At 40.8% G+C, this 11874-nt stretch carries 15 protein-coding genes and 1 pseudogene; 13 read left to right on the top strand and 3 right to left on the bottom strand.

The annotated features are described in order from the left end of the window. Positions 1 to 125: 125 nt before the first annotated feature. The 3 genes from C1A07_RS05105 to C1A07_RS05095 are packed head-to-tail and all read left to right on the top strand — an operon-like array spanning position 126 to position 1717. Positions 126 to 377, top strand: coding sequence for a hypothetical protein (locus C1A07_RS05105; protein WP_242972255.1), 252 nt, complete (start codon positions 126 to 128; stop codon positions 375 to 377). Between the two features lies 1 nt (position 378). Beyond that, positions 379 to 771, top strand: a complete 393-nt coding sequence (locus C1A07_RS05100) for a DUF2085 domain-containing protein (RefSeq protein WP_101876148.1) — start codon at positions 379 to 381, stop codon at positions 769 to 771. A 19-nt stretch (positions 772 to 790) separates the two neighbouring features. Continuing rightward, positions 791 to 1717 (top strand): tRNA dihydrouridine synthase, encoded by a 927-nt coding sequence (locus tag C1A07_RS05095; protein ID WP_101876147.1) that lies wholly within the window; start codon positions 791 to 793, stop codon positions 1715 to 1717. An 84-nt stretch (positions 1718 to 1801) separates the two neighbouring features. Here C1A07_RS05095 and pdaA read toward each other — a convergent pair whose 3' ends face one another. Further along, complete coding sequence (pdaA, locus tag C1A07_RS05090; protein ID WP_101876146.1) at positions 1802 to 2626, bottom strand: delta-lactam-biosynthetic de-N-acetylase; 825 nt, start codon at positions 2624 to 2626, stop codon at positions 1802 to 1804. 146 nt (positions 2627 to 2772) lie between these two features. Here pdaA and C1A07_RS05085 point away from each other — a divergent pair, with 146 nt between their 5' ends. Continuing rightward, on the top strand, positions 2773 to 3501 hold the full coding sequence (locus tag C1A07_RS05085) for a hypothetical protein (RefSeq protein ID WP_101876145.1): 729 nt from the start codon (positions 2773 to 2775) through the stop codon (positions 3499 to 3501). A 168-nt stretch (positions 3502 to 3669) separates the two neighbouring features. Then, positions 3670 to 5193 (top strand): annotated as a pseudogene (locus C1A07_RS05080) (transposase). Positions 5194 to 5526: 333 nt separating this feature from the next. Here C1A07_RS05080 and C1A07_RS05075 read toward each other — a convergent pair. Beyond that, positions 5527 to 5862: a helix-turn-helix domain-containing protein gene (locus tag C1A07_RS05075; RefSeq protein WP_180952183.1), complete on the bottom strand. Its 336-nt coding sequence runs from the start codon at positions 5860 to 5862 to the stop codon at positions 5527 to 5529. 335 nt (positions 5863 to 6197) lie between these two features. Next, a complete protein-coding gene (locus tag C1A07_RS05070) occupies positions 6198 to 6569 on the bottom strand; it encodes a hypothetical protein (protein ID WP_242972252.1) in 372 nt (123 codons plus the stop codon). An 86-nt stretch (positions 6570 to 6655) separates the two neighbouring features. Here C1A07_RS05070 and spoIIIAA point away from each other — a divergent pair, with 86 nt between their 5' ends. The 8 genes from spoIIIAA to C1A07_RS05030 are packed head-to-tail and all read left to right on the top strand — an operon-like array spanning position 6656 to position 11829. Continuing rightward, on the top strand, positions 6656 to 7624 hold the full coding sequence (gene spoIIIAA, locus C1A07_RS05065; protein WP_101876142.1) for a stage III sporulation protein AA: 969 nt from the start codon (positions 6656 to 6658) through the stop codon (positions 7622 to 7624). Then, a complete protein-coding gene (locus C1A07_RS05060) occupies positions 7621 to 8151 on the top strand; it encodes a stage III sporulation protein AB (protein ID WP_101876141.1) in 531 nt (176 codons plus the stop codon). The genes spoIIIAA and C1A07_RS05060 overlap by 4 nt, the downstream gene beginning before the upstream one ends. A 10-nt stretch (positions 8152 to 8161) precedes the next feature. Then, positions 8162 to 8356: a stage III sporulation protein AC gene (gene spoIIIAC, locus C1A07_RS05055; protein WP_101878050.1), complete on the top strand. Its 195-nt coding sequence runs from the start codon at positions 8162 to 8164 to the stop codon at positions 8354 to 8356. A gap of 16 nt (positions 8357 to 8372) precedes the next feature. Further along, positions 8373 to 8759 carry a SpoIIIAC/SpoIIIAD family protein gene (locus C1A07_RS05050; protein ID WP_101876140.1) on the top strand — a complete coding sequence of 129 codons (387 nt, stop codon included), beginning with the start codon at positions 8373 to 8375 and terminating at the stop codon, positions 8757 to 8759. Between the two features lie 59 nt (positions 8760 to 8818). Further along, complete coding sequence (locus tag C1A07_RS05045) at positions 8819 to 9931, top strand: stage III sporulation protein AE (RefSeq protein ID WP_180952182.1); 1113 nt, start codon at positions 8819 to 8821, stop codon at positions 9929 to 9931. 49 nt (positions 9932 to 9980) lie between these two features. After that, positions 9981 to 10511: a stage III sporulation protein AF gene (locus C1A07_RS05040; protein ID WP_101876138.1), complete on the top strand. Its 531-nt coding sequence runs from the start codon at positions 9981 to 9983 to the stop codon at positions 10509 to 10511. After that, the gene (locus C1A07_RS05035) at positions 10465 to 11043 is read left to right on the top strand and encodes a stage III sporulation protein AG (protein WP_180952181.1); all 579 of its coding nucleotides are present in this window, start codon (positions 10465 to 10467) and stop codon (positions 11041 to 11043) included. Before C1A07_RS05040 ends, C1A07_RS05035 begins: the two co-directional genes overlap by 47 nt. 15 nt (positions 11044 to 11058) lie before the next feature. Further along, a complete protein-coding gene (locus C1A07_RS05030; RefSeq protein ID WP_330399435.1) occupies positions 11059 to 11829 on the top strand; it encodes a SpoIIIAH-like family protein in 771 nt (256 codons plus the stop codon). Positions 11830 to 11874: the final 45 nt, after the last annotated feature.

Below are 11874 nucleotides of genomic sequence, written 5' to 3'. Positions count from 1 at the left end.
TTAGATTTTGTTTGACAACTTATAAAGAGTAAGATATAAATAACATAGAAAAACTATCTGAATTTTAAAAATTGGGAATGGCAGATTCAGTTTTTTAATATTATTATGTTATAGGAGGAATTGGTATGGACGAAATGAACAAGAATTTTATGTCAAATAACACAGCTCCAGTGAATGATAACGGTGGTTTTTTATGGGGACTGTTAGGCTGCTGTATTCCGATTGTAGGTTTAGTTCTGTTTTTAGTATGGAAAGATCAGAAGCCAAGGACAGCTAAGGCAGCAGGAATTGGCGCCCTGGTATCTGTAATTATCGGTATTTTGTGGTATGTTGTAATGTTTATTCTCGGAATTGGCCTTGCCGCAGCAGGAATGTAAAATGGGTAAGTTTTTGAGAATCTTTTTTGGCTGTCATGCCAGACCAGATCGCTCATTTTTCTTTCACGGCAAACAATTTCCCATATGTGCCAGGTGCACAGGTGAATTAATAGGAATCCTTTTGGGGATTCCTATTGCTTTATTTATAGGGTATCCCAGTTTCCTTGTCACCCTGGCTTTAATGGCCCCTATGGTTATAGACGGATTTGTTCAGCTTTTAACCTCCTATGAAAGCAAAAATTATAAGCGGTTGATTACAGGTATATTATTTGGAATAGCATTTGTATTTTTCCTGATTTATTTTCACAGAACATGCGTTATGACGGCAGGGTTAATATTAAAACAATTTATGGAACCAGACAAGGTAGAAGCTGCCATGGAATTGTTTATGTAGCGCAGGCAAGGAGGAAATTATGAAATATTATATGGCCCCTATGGAGGGAATTACAGGATATATTTTCAGAAACGCCTGCCATAAATACCTTTATCACATGGACAAGTATTTTACCCCGTTTATCACTCCTACACAGACCAGAAAATTTAAAACAAGAGAAGTGGAAGATGTGCTGCCGGAGCATAATCAAGACATGTATGTAGTTCCGCAAATTTTGACAAATAAAGCCGACGACTTTATCTGGGCGGCCAGAGAGCTGGAAAAAATGGGCTACAGGGAAATTAATTTAAACCTGGGATGTCCTTCCGGCACGGTGGTGGCAAAAAAGAAAGGATCAGGATTTTTGGCTGACCAGGAGCAGCTGGACATATTTTTTGGCCAGGTGTTTTCACAGCTGGATATGAAAATATCTGTGAAAACCAGAATTGGAAAGGACAGCCCTGATGAATTTCAGGGATTAATGGAAATATATAATAAATATCCTTTTGAAGAGGTGATTATACATCCCAGAATCCAGAAGGATTTTTATAATAATCATCCTGATCTTCAAACCTTTCAATGGGCATATGAAAACAGCCTTCACCCTTTATGTTATAACGGGGATATAAGGACAGGAGATGATTATAAAAGTATTTCAGAAGCTTTTCCTAACCTGAAGGCCGTAATGATAGGCAGAGGAATCTTGAGAAGCCCAGGTTTGATGGGAGAAATTACAGGGCAGAAAGAAATTGAGAAAAAAACAGTAAAAGCATGGCACGACGAAATATGTAAAGGTTACTGCCAAATCTTTTCCGGTGACAGAAATGTGCTTTTTAAAATGAAGGAAATATGGTTTTATTTAATGCCCCTGTTTTCAGGAAAAGAGGGGCTGGAGAGAAAACTAAAAAAGGCGAAAACATTAACAGAATATCAGTCTGTTGTGGAGATGATTTTTGAATCTAAGTAAGTTTTCCCTTACATTTGTACATACCAGTCAGTTAGAAAGCTTATGGTATGTACAGATGTAGGGGGATTTTTATTTATTTAAGCTTTAACTTTCCAGGCGTTCTGCCAACTGGTCCAGGGAGGCAAAGTGGTATCCCATTTCTTCCCATTTTGTCAGCAGTTCATCTAAAATGGCTGCGTTAGTGCTGGAGGTGCTGTGAAGCAGCACTACAGCGCCTGGATGTATGCGGCCTAAAAGCTTGTTAAAGGCCTCCTCCTTACTGGGCTGTTTATCTTGATACCAGTCAACATAGGCAAGGCTCCAGAAAAAGGTTTTATACCCCATTTCATTTGCCATTTTTAAATTAGATTCGCTGTATTTTCCCTGAGGAGGGCGGTAATAGCGGCTCATAGGTTTTCCTGTGATCTCCTGATACTTTTCTTCCAGACTGCTTAATTCCTGCCCAAAAGCTTCGGCGGTGGAGATTTTAGACATGTCGGGATGGTGGTATGTATGATTGCCTACAATATGGCCCTCGTCTGCCATCCGCTTTACCAGATCAGGGCTGGTCTCTAAATAGTTCCCTACCAGAAAAAATGCAGCGGGAGCATTGTGTTTTTTCAAAGCGTCTAAAATCGGCTCTGTATTTCCGTTTTCATATCCTGCGTCAAAGGTCAGATAAATAACTTTTTCATCTGTATTATCCACGTAACAGGCGTTGAAATCCTTTAGATAATCTGGAGTGGCGTTGCCTACAGGCGCCTGGCCCTGAGTTTGAAAGTTAAGTCCCCAGTTGCCGTCTGCAGAGGCAGAGGCTGCCTCAGATGGAGGGGAAACCAGCATAGCCGCGCCTGAGCCAAGCAGATAGGCGGCCAAGAAAAGCAGGGCGGTAAGAGACAGTTTTTTCAAAGAAAAAGGTATTTTATTCATAGTAACATTCCAACATAGTTTTGTATCCAGTATATGAAAGAAACAGAGAGAAAATGCGCTGCTTGTAGCCAGAAAAAATCTATGGTATAATTATGAGAAATATTTATGGCTAATGGGAAAAGAAGTTAGCAGAAGGAGGAAAAATAATGAGACAGAAGCTAATGACGTTTATAACAGCAGCAATAGCAGGAGTATTCCTGGCAGGATCATCCTTTTGCAGCTTTGCAAAAAGTGATAGTGAAAAGGAAGCCTTAGAGCAGGTAGGAGGCCTGTGGTGGGACGACGACGGCACTGCCAATTGGGATGAGGTAGATGGGGTATACCAGTACGAGGTCAGCTTATACAGAGACGGTTCAAAGGTAACTACAGAAAAGACAAAATCTGAGAAATATAAGTTTTATTCTAAAATGACAAGAGACGGAGAGTACTCTTTCCGAGTAAGGGCTTTGGCAAAATCCAGCGATAAGGATTATAAAAGCGGCCCATGGTCTGAAAGATCAGAGACATTTGATGTAGATGACGATTTTGCAGAAACAGTAAAAAAACGGAAAGAAAGCAGCAACTCCGCCAATGAAAACGGCGGTCCGGGAGTAACAGGGGGCACAGAAAATCAGACTCAGCCTGAAATTCAGGCGGGATGGCAGCAGGACCAGTTGGGCTGGTGGTGGCGTAACCAGGACGGCTCCTACCCTGTAAGTCAATGGATGGAAATTAACGGAAAATGGTATTATTTTAATGAAAACGGTTATATGAGAACAGGTTGGATTTCAGTAGGCGGTCTTTGGTATTACTGTGACCAGTCCGGAGCCATGCTGGCGAACACCACAACGCCTGACGGATATCAGGTAGATGGAAACGGAGTGTGTGTACAATAACCAGAAACGGAGGCATATCTTCTGATTAGGCGGGGCTGTAAAAAAAACAGCTCTAAAAAAACGCTGAGGTCGTGAGATTTCAGCGTTTTTTTGGTATAATTAATTATGCGACTAACTAAAAATACCAATAATAATTATACTGTAAGATAATTAAAATTACCATTAGAAATTGAAAAATTAATTGATATTTCTGATCCTGTATATACTTTCTGCGAAGTAATGGATCACATTGACCTATCAGGATATTTTGTAGAGAAGGGATACAAAACAGGTCGTCCAAGATGTGATGAACAGAAACTCCTCAAAGTAATACTCTTTGCTTTTATGGAACACGGAATCTGTTCTCTGAGAAATATTGAAAAACTCTGTAGAAATGATATCCGATACATGTACCTGCTTGATGGCATGAGAGCCCCTTCCTTTGTTACTTTCGGCAACATCATCCGAAATGAACTTACAGATTCAATCGAACAGATTTTTTTGGATGTGAATACTTATATTTTTGAAAAAGACCAGGTGGATCTGGAACATACTTATATCGATGGTACTAAAATAGAGGCGAATGCGAATCGATATACCTGGATATGGAAAAAATCTTGTACAAAAAATCGAGATAAGGTTTTTAAAAAGATTTCAATGCTGATCGAGGCCATGAACCAAAACGTGTTAAGCTATTTCGGTGTAAAGCTTCAAAAGAGGGAAGAGTATGCCGTTGATTATGTTTGTGAACTGTTGGAAATGTACAAAAAAGAAACAGCTCTGAAGGAGTCCTCGTTTGTTTCCGGCTGTGGTCACAGAAAAAGTATTCAGCAAAAACAGTATCAGGAATTGCAGAGATATCTTGAACGCTTGAAAACATATGCACATCATATAGAAATCTGTGGAGATGAAAGAAACAGTTATTCCAAAACAGACCATGATGCCACATTTATGCGTTTAAAAAGAGATTACATGGGAAATGATCAGCTGCTTCCAGCGTATAATCTCCAGACTGCTGTCTGTGATGAATACATTGCGGCAGTAGATGTAAAACACTATGCATCAGATATGGAATGCTTTGTTCCGCTGATGGAGAAATTTAATGAAATGTACGGACATTACCCCAAATATCCAGTTGCCGATGCGGGATATGGTTCTTACAATAACGATCTTTATTGTGAAGAGCATGGGATGGAAAAGTATATGAAATTCACTATGTTCAAGAAAGAAACAACAGATAAGAAATATCATAAAGACCCATATCGTGCTGTAAACTTTGGAAGGGATGAATCTGGGAACCCGATCTGCCCAAATGGCAAGAGATTTTACTTTAAAGGCAAACGTCATGTTTATAAGAATAAATATGGAAGAACAGAAGAACTCTATGAATGTGAATCTTGAGATGGTTGCCAGCATAAAAAAGAATGCAGTTCAAAGGCCTCTGGTAATCGAACAATTCGCATGAATCAGGAATTGACAGCCATCCATCAGGAGGTGATCAAAAATCTTGAAACCACCCAAGGAAGTCTTTTAGGAATGAATCGAAGTATTCAGGCAGAAGGAACATTTGGGATTTTAAAGTGGGATAAATCTTACAAAAGATTATTTCGGAGAGGCGAGAAAAACGTAATACTCGAAGTCACATTGATTTCGTGTGGCTTTAACCTTTATAAATATCATAATAAAAAGCGGAGACAAGAAATAGTTGCTTAAAATGTAAAAGTTATACATATAGCTTTATTAAGTGTACGTTTTTTTACATATAAGATCAGAAATCATGTTCATATAACAGATATTGAAACAAGGAATCGCCAGAACCGGCATTTGCCGGAACTGGCGATTCCTAATTAAGGACTTATTTTACAGCCCCGATGGAATATCTTTAGATGAAAGTAAGTGGGAATGCAGGTATCATACGAAAATTATAATATAGAAATCAACAGCAGAAAAACTCCTATGGCACAAAACACAGAAAGATACAAAATTGCATGGTATAAATTCTTCATAAAAATCCCCCCATTTTTATTTCTTTAGTTTTTTGGTTGATTATTTCTTTTGTGTATCGGCTGGTTTTTTAGAAAGCCTGTCTGTAAGAGTCATAATTAAGTTTAAGTCATCTTTATTCAGCGTGCGGGCAGTATTAAGAAAGTTTGTAAATTTCTCATCATTTAAGGAAATATCTGAATTAAAGAAATCGGCGGGGGTAATCTGAAAAATATCACAAATATCGAAAAAGCTTTCCATAGAAGGATACGCCTGCTGAGAGACAATCTTATTAATATAGCTGTTGCTTCTTCCCAAGGCGGAGCTTAAACCATATTCAGTCATTGATTTAGACTCCATTAATTCGATAATTCTCAAGGCCACAAAATTTTTGTCCATATGTTTACCTCCCATATACTAGTATAGAGGAAATAGAGCAATGACCTTTTTAATACAATTCTCTAAATTATAGTTCATATATAATTTGTGGAGAATATAATTCTATATTTGCATTTTTAGTAGAAAAATATTCTTAATAGATGTGATATTTCTTAACATAAAAAAAGCAGACAGGCAAAACACACATTTTAGTTATGTTTTACCTGCCTGTTTTTTTATTTCACTCGTTCCTCGTTCCATAAAAACGGACGGGCCCCCCAAACTTCGCTATGGCGAACTTTGGGTAGCAAATAGTTTCGCGCTTTGGCGCTCAACTATTTTTTATTTAAAACTGTTTAACTCATCATCACTAAATGGGCCACAGCGATTTCATTGTCTTCCCGGAATCCCTGGGCGCACACCTGAATATTAAAAATATAATCTTTGTCCAGTCCTGTGGCCAAGGCTATCTGCTCAATATTTTGTCCTTCAGAGGCCAGTTTGAGCACAGTCTTCACGTCCTCAACTGTTTTTTCCAGCTCTCCTTTCTTTAAGACCACTTCCTCCTCCGGCTGATGGTCAATAAAATCCTCCAGGGAAAGCTGTTTTTTATTTGTATCTTCTTTATAATAATCCTCTGATAATTCCCAGTCTAATTCTCTGTCCGTTTGGTTTTTCTCATAGTCAGCCATTTGTCGTCCTCCTGATTTTGTGGTTGTTTTTATCATAGACATTTCTCCATGGATTTGCAAGTTGATTTTTTGGAATAAAAAGTTGTCCCGGTCATATATTGAGGTAAGGAGGAGGGAGAAGGATGGATAAAAAAGAACGACTGCTTCAGATTTTTTCTAAGGAAATTCGGTCTGTTTTAGAGGGGATGGAAAAAGATTTTAAGGGACTGCAGGAAATCCGCCTTAGAATCCAAAGGCCTCTGCTGATTATATGGAATGATGAAGAATATTATGTAAATGTAAATGGAAATGTGGACAAAGAGGGAAAATCCCCCTTTATTGTAACAAAGAAAATGATGAAGGAAACTTTAGAATGTATGAGCAGCTATTCTCTATATGCATTTGAAGAAGAAATCCGTCAGGGATTTATTACAATTCAAGGGGGACACCGCATTGGAATTGCAGGAAAAACAGTGCTGGATGAAAGGGGAATCAGAACAATTAAATATATTTCTTATATTAATGTACGTCTTGCTCATCAGATTCCAGGATGTGCAGAAGAAATTATGCCTTATTTGTGCAAAGAGGGAAAAGTACTGCATACATTAATTATTTCCCCACCAAGGTGTGGAAAAACCACATTGCTGAGAGATGTAGTAAGGCAGATTTCAGACGGAAGTATGGGAATGCCGGGAATGACAGTAGGGGTTGTAGATGAAAGGTCGGAAATTGCATCCTGCTTTCAGGGGGAGCCTCAAAATGATATTGGAATCCGCACAGATGTGCTGGACTGCTGTCCAAAGGCCAAAGGAATGCTGATGCTGATCCGCACCATGTCCCCCAGAGTAATTGCAGTGGACGAGATTGGCAGCAGAGAAGACGTGGAAGCCATAGAATATGTAATAAACTGCGGCTGCAAGCTCCTTGCCACTGTTCACGGCAATTCCATAGAAGATATACGTCAAAAGCCTGTGCTTAGGAGGCTGGTTCAGGAAAAAGCCTTTGAGCGGTACGTAGTGCTGGACGGCAAAGATCACGCGGGAACAGTGTCCCAGATTTACGATTCTATGGGCAACAGCCTATATAGAGCAGAAGCAGGAGGCGCCGTATGATAGAAGGACTATTAAAAATAAGCGGGATTTTTTTAACAGGAGCCGGCGCCGCAGGACTGGGGGTTGCAATGGGCAGACAGTGGAGAGATCACAGAAAGCTGTTAGAAGATTTAAGGAAAATGATTTTGCTTCTGAGAGGGGAAATCTTATATCAGGGAGCGCCCTTAGAGGAGGCATTTGAAAAGGCGGGAGAAAAAACAGAATGCTGTTTAGGAAATCTGTTTTGTAAAACTGCAGAAAGGCTGGCAGAAAGAAATGGGGAAACCTTTTACAATATTTGGAAAGCAGAGGTGGACAGTTTGGAGCGGAAAATTCCCTTGTCAGCTTCAGACAGACAGCAGCTAAGAGAATTCGGGGAACACCTGGGATATCTGGACAGGGACATGCAGGAAAAAACAATTCATCTGTATATCCAGCAGCTAGACGGCGAGATTTCCTATTTAAAAGAACATCAGAGAGAAAGATCAAGACTGTGTATGAGTCTTGGAATGGCAGGAGGATTTTTCCTGATTATTGTTTTATGCTAAGGAGGACCTTATGGGAGTCAATCTGATATTTAAAATTGCAGCTGTAGGAATTCTTGTGTCCATAATCTGCCAGGTGCTAAAACACAGCGGCAGAGAAGAACAAGCCTTTCTGACCAGCCTGGCGGGACTGATTTTAGTGCTGTTTTGGCTGATCCCCTATATTTATCAGCTGTTTGAAACAGTAAAACAACTGTTTGCCTTGTGAGAAAAGAGGAGTAAGCATGACGATTATGACCATGGCAGCGGCGGCATTGGCGGCAGTTATGCTGGCTGTGCAGATGAAAGCGGTGAAAAGTGAATATAGTACATATTTAATCATGGCGGCGGCTTTTTTTATCTTTTTCTATGGAATCGGCAAGCTGAAAATTATTATGGAGTCCATGGAAAAGATTATTTCTTACATTAAAGTAAATCAGGTGTATTTAACCACGCTTCTGAAGATGATTGGGATTACTTACGTAGCGGAATTTGCCTCTGGCATCTGCAAGGATGCAGGGTACGGGGCCATAGGCACCCAGATAGAAATATTTGGAAAATTATCTATTTTAGCAGTCAGTATGCCTATTTTTCTGGCTCTTATGGAAACCTTACAGAGGTTTATGGCATGAATAAAGGAAAAATCATATTTTTTTTGATATGCATTATAAATTTGACTGGATTTTTTGTTATGAATACTCCGGCTGCAGAGGAAATAGGAGGGGAGGGACTTCCTGGGGAAGAAGCTTTATCAGACTATGATTTCTCCCAGATAGAGTCATTTCTCAAAAGCAGCCAGGAAGCAGAGACAGTGCCCTTTTCATTTACGGACATGCTGCTTCTTCTGATGCAGGGGGATGTGTCAAAGGTGCTGGAACAGGCGGGACAATCTTTCAGGCAGGCCCTGGCAGGAGGAGTGGGAAACAACGGAAAGCTGCTGCTTCAGATGATTATTTTAGGGCTGTCAGGAGCTATTTTTACTAACTTTTCCAGCATTTTTACCTCCAGCAGTATTTCGGAAACAGGATTTTTTGCTATATACATGCTGATGTTTACATTCCTGGCAGCCAGCTTTTTTGCCAGTATTACCTTGGCGGGACAGGCAGTGGAGGCCCTTTTGGAGTTTATGAAGGTGTTGATGCCCTCCTACTTTTTGGCAGTAGCATTTGCAGGAGGCAGCGCCTCGTCTCTGGTGCTTTATGAATCTATGTTTTTAGCAGTAACCTTAGTAGAATGGCTGGTAGCCAGGATTCTAATTCCGCTTATGAAAATATATTTTCTGTGTTCCCTGGCAGGCCATATGGCAAAGGAAAATATGCTGTCCAGACTGACTGACTTAATACGCACCGTGGTTTCCTGGAGCATGAAAACAGTCATGGGCATAGTTCTGGGCTTAAATGTGATTCAGGGCATGATTCTTCCCTATGTAGATGCAGTAAAAAATTCTACCCTGGAAAAAGCGCTGGAGGCAGTACCTGTAGTGGGAAAAGGGGCCGGAGTAGTGACGAAAATGGTGCTGGGCTCAGGGATTCTTATAAAAAATACTATGGGTGTGGCGGCGGTAATTATATTGGCAGCCATGATATTAATTCCTGTGATTAAGCTTTTACTTTTAGCTTTTATGTACCAGTGCGCGGCGGCGGCTATGGAGCCGGTGTGCGACAAAAGGCTTGTATCCTGTTTAGGCGCCGTGGCTGAAGGACATAAAATATTAATCCGCCTGGTAGTATCCTCCTTTGCCCTGTTTGTTTTAGTAATAGCAGTGGTGTGCAGCGCCACAAACGCCACATATTTTTCAGGGTAAGTCTTATATATGAAAAGGAAAATAAAAATGCAGGCAGGGAGGCAGTCAAATGGAAATTCTTTACGGGTGGGTTAAAAATATTGTGTGCTTTACAATTTTTATGACAGCCCTGGAAAATTTTCTGCCTAACGGAAAATATGAAAAATACATTAGGCTGTTTGCCGGTATGGTAATGATTTTAATTGTTATACAGCCTCTCACTTTAGGGTTAGGGCTGGAGGGGAAAATCGCCGGATATTTTGAAGAATACTCTTTTCAAAGTCAGGCCTCTGACTTTCAGGGCAGCCTGGAGGCTGCGGAGGAAAAGCGGCTGAGCCAGCTGATTGACGGGTATGAACAGGCTGTGGCCCAGGACATGACGCAAATAGCAGAGGGAGCCGGCCTTTTGGTAATAAAGATTCAGCCGTATTTAGAGGAGAATCAGGAATCTGAGGATTTTGGAACAGTAAAACAAGTATCTGCTGTTTTTCAAGGTAAAAGTGCAGATTACTATGAGGAAACTGCAGAGTTTAGAAGAAAGCTGACAGATTATTATGAAGTGGAGGATCAATATGTGGAAATTCAATTTAAAAATGGATAGGGACAAATGGCTGATGGTGACAGCGGCCGGCATATGTCTGTTAATTCTGGCGATACCTCCAAACAAAACTCAGGTTCCGGCTTCCAGAGAACCAGTGGAAAGTACGCAGCAGAATCAGTGGACCAGCAGCGGAAAAACTTATGAAAAACAAATGGAGGATCGGGTAAAGGCTTTATTAAGCACTGTGGACGGAGTGGGAAAAGTAGACGTTATGATTGTGCTGAAGGCCTCCGGCGAAAAGGTGATGCATGTAGACAGATCCACGTCTACCACCGACACTGCAGAATCTTCCCCAGATGGCACAGAAAAAAAGACAGCGGCAAAGGAGGTGAATGAAAGCACTGTAATGGAAGGAAGCGGGGGAGAAGGCGGCCCTGTAGTGGAAAAAGAGCTGATGCCGGAAATTCAGGGAATTGTAATCAGCGCGGAGGGGGGAGGAAGCCCAGTAATAAAAGAAGAAATTTCTGGGGCCATGGAAGCATTATTTCACGTCCCAAGGCATAAGATAAGAGTATTAAAGCGGGTGGAATAGAAGGAGTGTATGACAATGAAAAATATGAAAAAATTATTTCGGCGCAATCAGATTATCATTACGACCCTGGCTATTATGATCGCTGCAGCAGGCTATTTAAACTATGCAGGCAAGCAGGAATTAGTGTCAGGGGACCAGGTTTTTGAGGCAGGAATGATGGATATTTCTGACGAGGACATTTTGGCGGAAAATCAGCTGATGGCAGAGGGACCTTTAACAGAAATCGTCAGCCCGGAGGAGGGTATGGATGATGTAGATCAGGTGGGAAATACAGCTGATATAGAGGAAGCACAAGAGCAGGTATCCTCTGATGTGGCTGCAGGCGAACCTGAACAGCTGGCTTCTGCAGAAGGAGAAGAGACTGGGGACGACAGCCAGGCAGGTATGGAAAATCCCGGGGAAGCCGTACTGACAAGCGGTATGAATGTATCTGAGTACATAGCAGGCGTTCAGTTAAGCAGAGAGCAGGTTAGAGCCAGAAATAAAGAGACCTTAAACGAAATTATTAATAATGAGGCAATAGATCAGGCAGCAAAGCAGCAGGCAATTCAGAATCTGGTGCGCATGACAGAGGTTTCTGAAAAGGAAAATGCAGCAGAAACATTGCTTATGGCAAAAGGATTTGCAGATCCTGTAGTTAGCATCACAGACGGAAAGGTGGACGTGGTGATTAACGCGGCTCAGATCACCGATCCTCAGAGAGCCCAGATTGAAGATATTGTAAAGAGAAAAGCAGAGGTGGGAGCAGAGAATATTGTAATTACTTTATTGAACACACAGGAGTAACTTCCCCTTGCAAATCTTAGAAATTACTGTAAAATATGATAAGGT

Origin of the sequence: Lachnoclostridium edouardi, from assembly GCF_900240245.1 — a bacterium.
GTDB classification, from domain to species: Bacteria; Bacillota; Clostridia; order Lachnospirales; family Lachnospiraceae; genus Lachnoclostridium_A; species Lachnoclostridium_A edouardi.
This window is presented reverse-complemented; position numbering and strand designations above follow the sequence as displayed.

What these genes read in the sequence shown, in the direction of transcription:
- C1A07_RS05105 (WP_242972255.1), top strand. Translation starts at nt 126, where the DNA reads ATGGACGAAATGAACAAGAATTTTATGTCAAATAACACAGCTCCAGTG.
- C1A07_RS05100 (WP_101876148.1), top strand. Translation starts at nt 379, where the DNA reads ATGGGTAAGTTTTTGAGAATCTTTTTTGGCTGTCATGCCAGACCAGAT.
- C1A07_RS05095 (WP_101876147.1), top strand. Translation starts at nt 791, where the DNA reads ATGAAATATTATATGGCCCCTATGGAGGGAATTACAGGATATATTTTC.
- pdaA (WP_101876146.1), bottom strand. Translation starts at nt 2,626, where the DNA reads ATGAATAAAATACCTTTTTCTTTGAAAAAACTGTCTCTTACCGCCCTG.
- C1A07_RS05085 (WP_101876145.1), top strand. Translation starts at nt 2,773, where the DNA reads ATGAGACAGAAGCTAATGACGTTTATAACAGCAGCAATAGCAGGAGTA.
- C1A07_RS05075 (WP_180952183.1), bottom strand. Translation starts at nt 5,862, where the DNA reads ATGGACAAAAATTTTGTGGCCTTGAGAATTATCGAATTAATGGAGTCT.
- C1A07_RS05070 (WP_242972252.1), bottom strand. Translation starts at nt 6,569, where the DNA reads ATGATAAAAACAACCACAAAATCAGGAGGACGACAAATGGCTGACTAT.
- spoIIIAA (WP_101876142.1), top strand. Translation starts at nt 6,656, where the DNA reads ATGGATAAAAAAGAACGACTGCTTCAGATTTTTTCTAAGGAAATTCGG.
- C1A07_RS05060 (WP_101876141.1), top strand. Translation starts at nt 7,621, where the DNA reads ATGATAGAAGGACTATTAAAAATAAGCGGGATTTTTTTAACAGGAGCC.
- spoIIIAC (WP_101878050.1), top strand. Translation starts at nt 8,162, where the DNA reads ATGGGAGTCAATCTGATATTTAAAATTGCAGCTGTAGGAATTCTTGTG.
- C1A07_RS05050 (WP_101876140.1), top strand. Translation starts at nt 8,373, where the DNA reads ATGACGATTATGACCATGGCAGCGGCGGCATTGGCGGCAGTTATGCTG.
- C1A07_RS05045 (WP_180952182.1), top strand. Translation starts at nt 8,819, where the DNA reads ATGAATACTCCGGCTGCAGAGGAAATAGGAGGGGAGGGACTTCCTGGG.
- C1A07_RS05040 (WP_101876138.1), top strand. Translation starts at nt 9,981, where the DNA reads ATGGAAATTCTTTACGGGTGGGTTAAAAATATTGTGTGCTTTACAATT.
- C1A07_RS05035 (WP_180952181.1), top strand. Translation starts at nt 10,465, where the DNA reads ATGAAGTGGAGGATCAATATGTGGAAATTCAATTTAAAAATGGATAGG.
- C1A07_RS05030 (WP_330399435.1), top strand. Translation starts at nt 11,059, where the DNA reads ATGAAAAATATGAAAAAATTATTTCGGCGCAATCAGATTATCATTACG.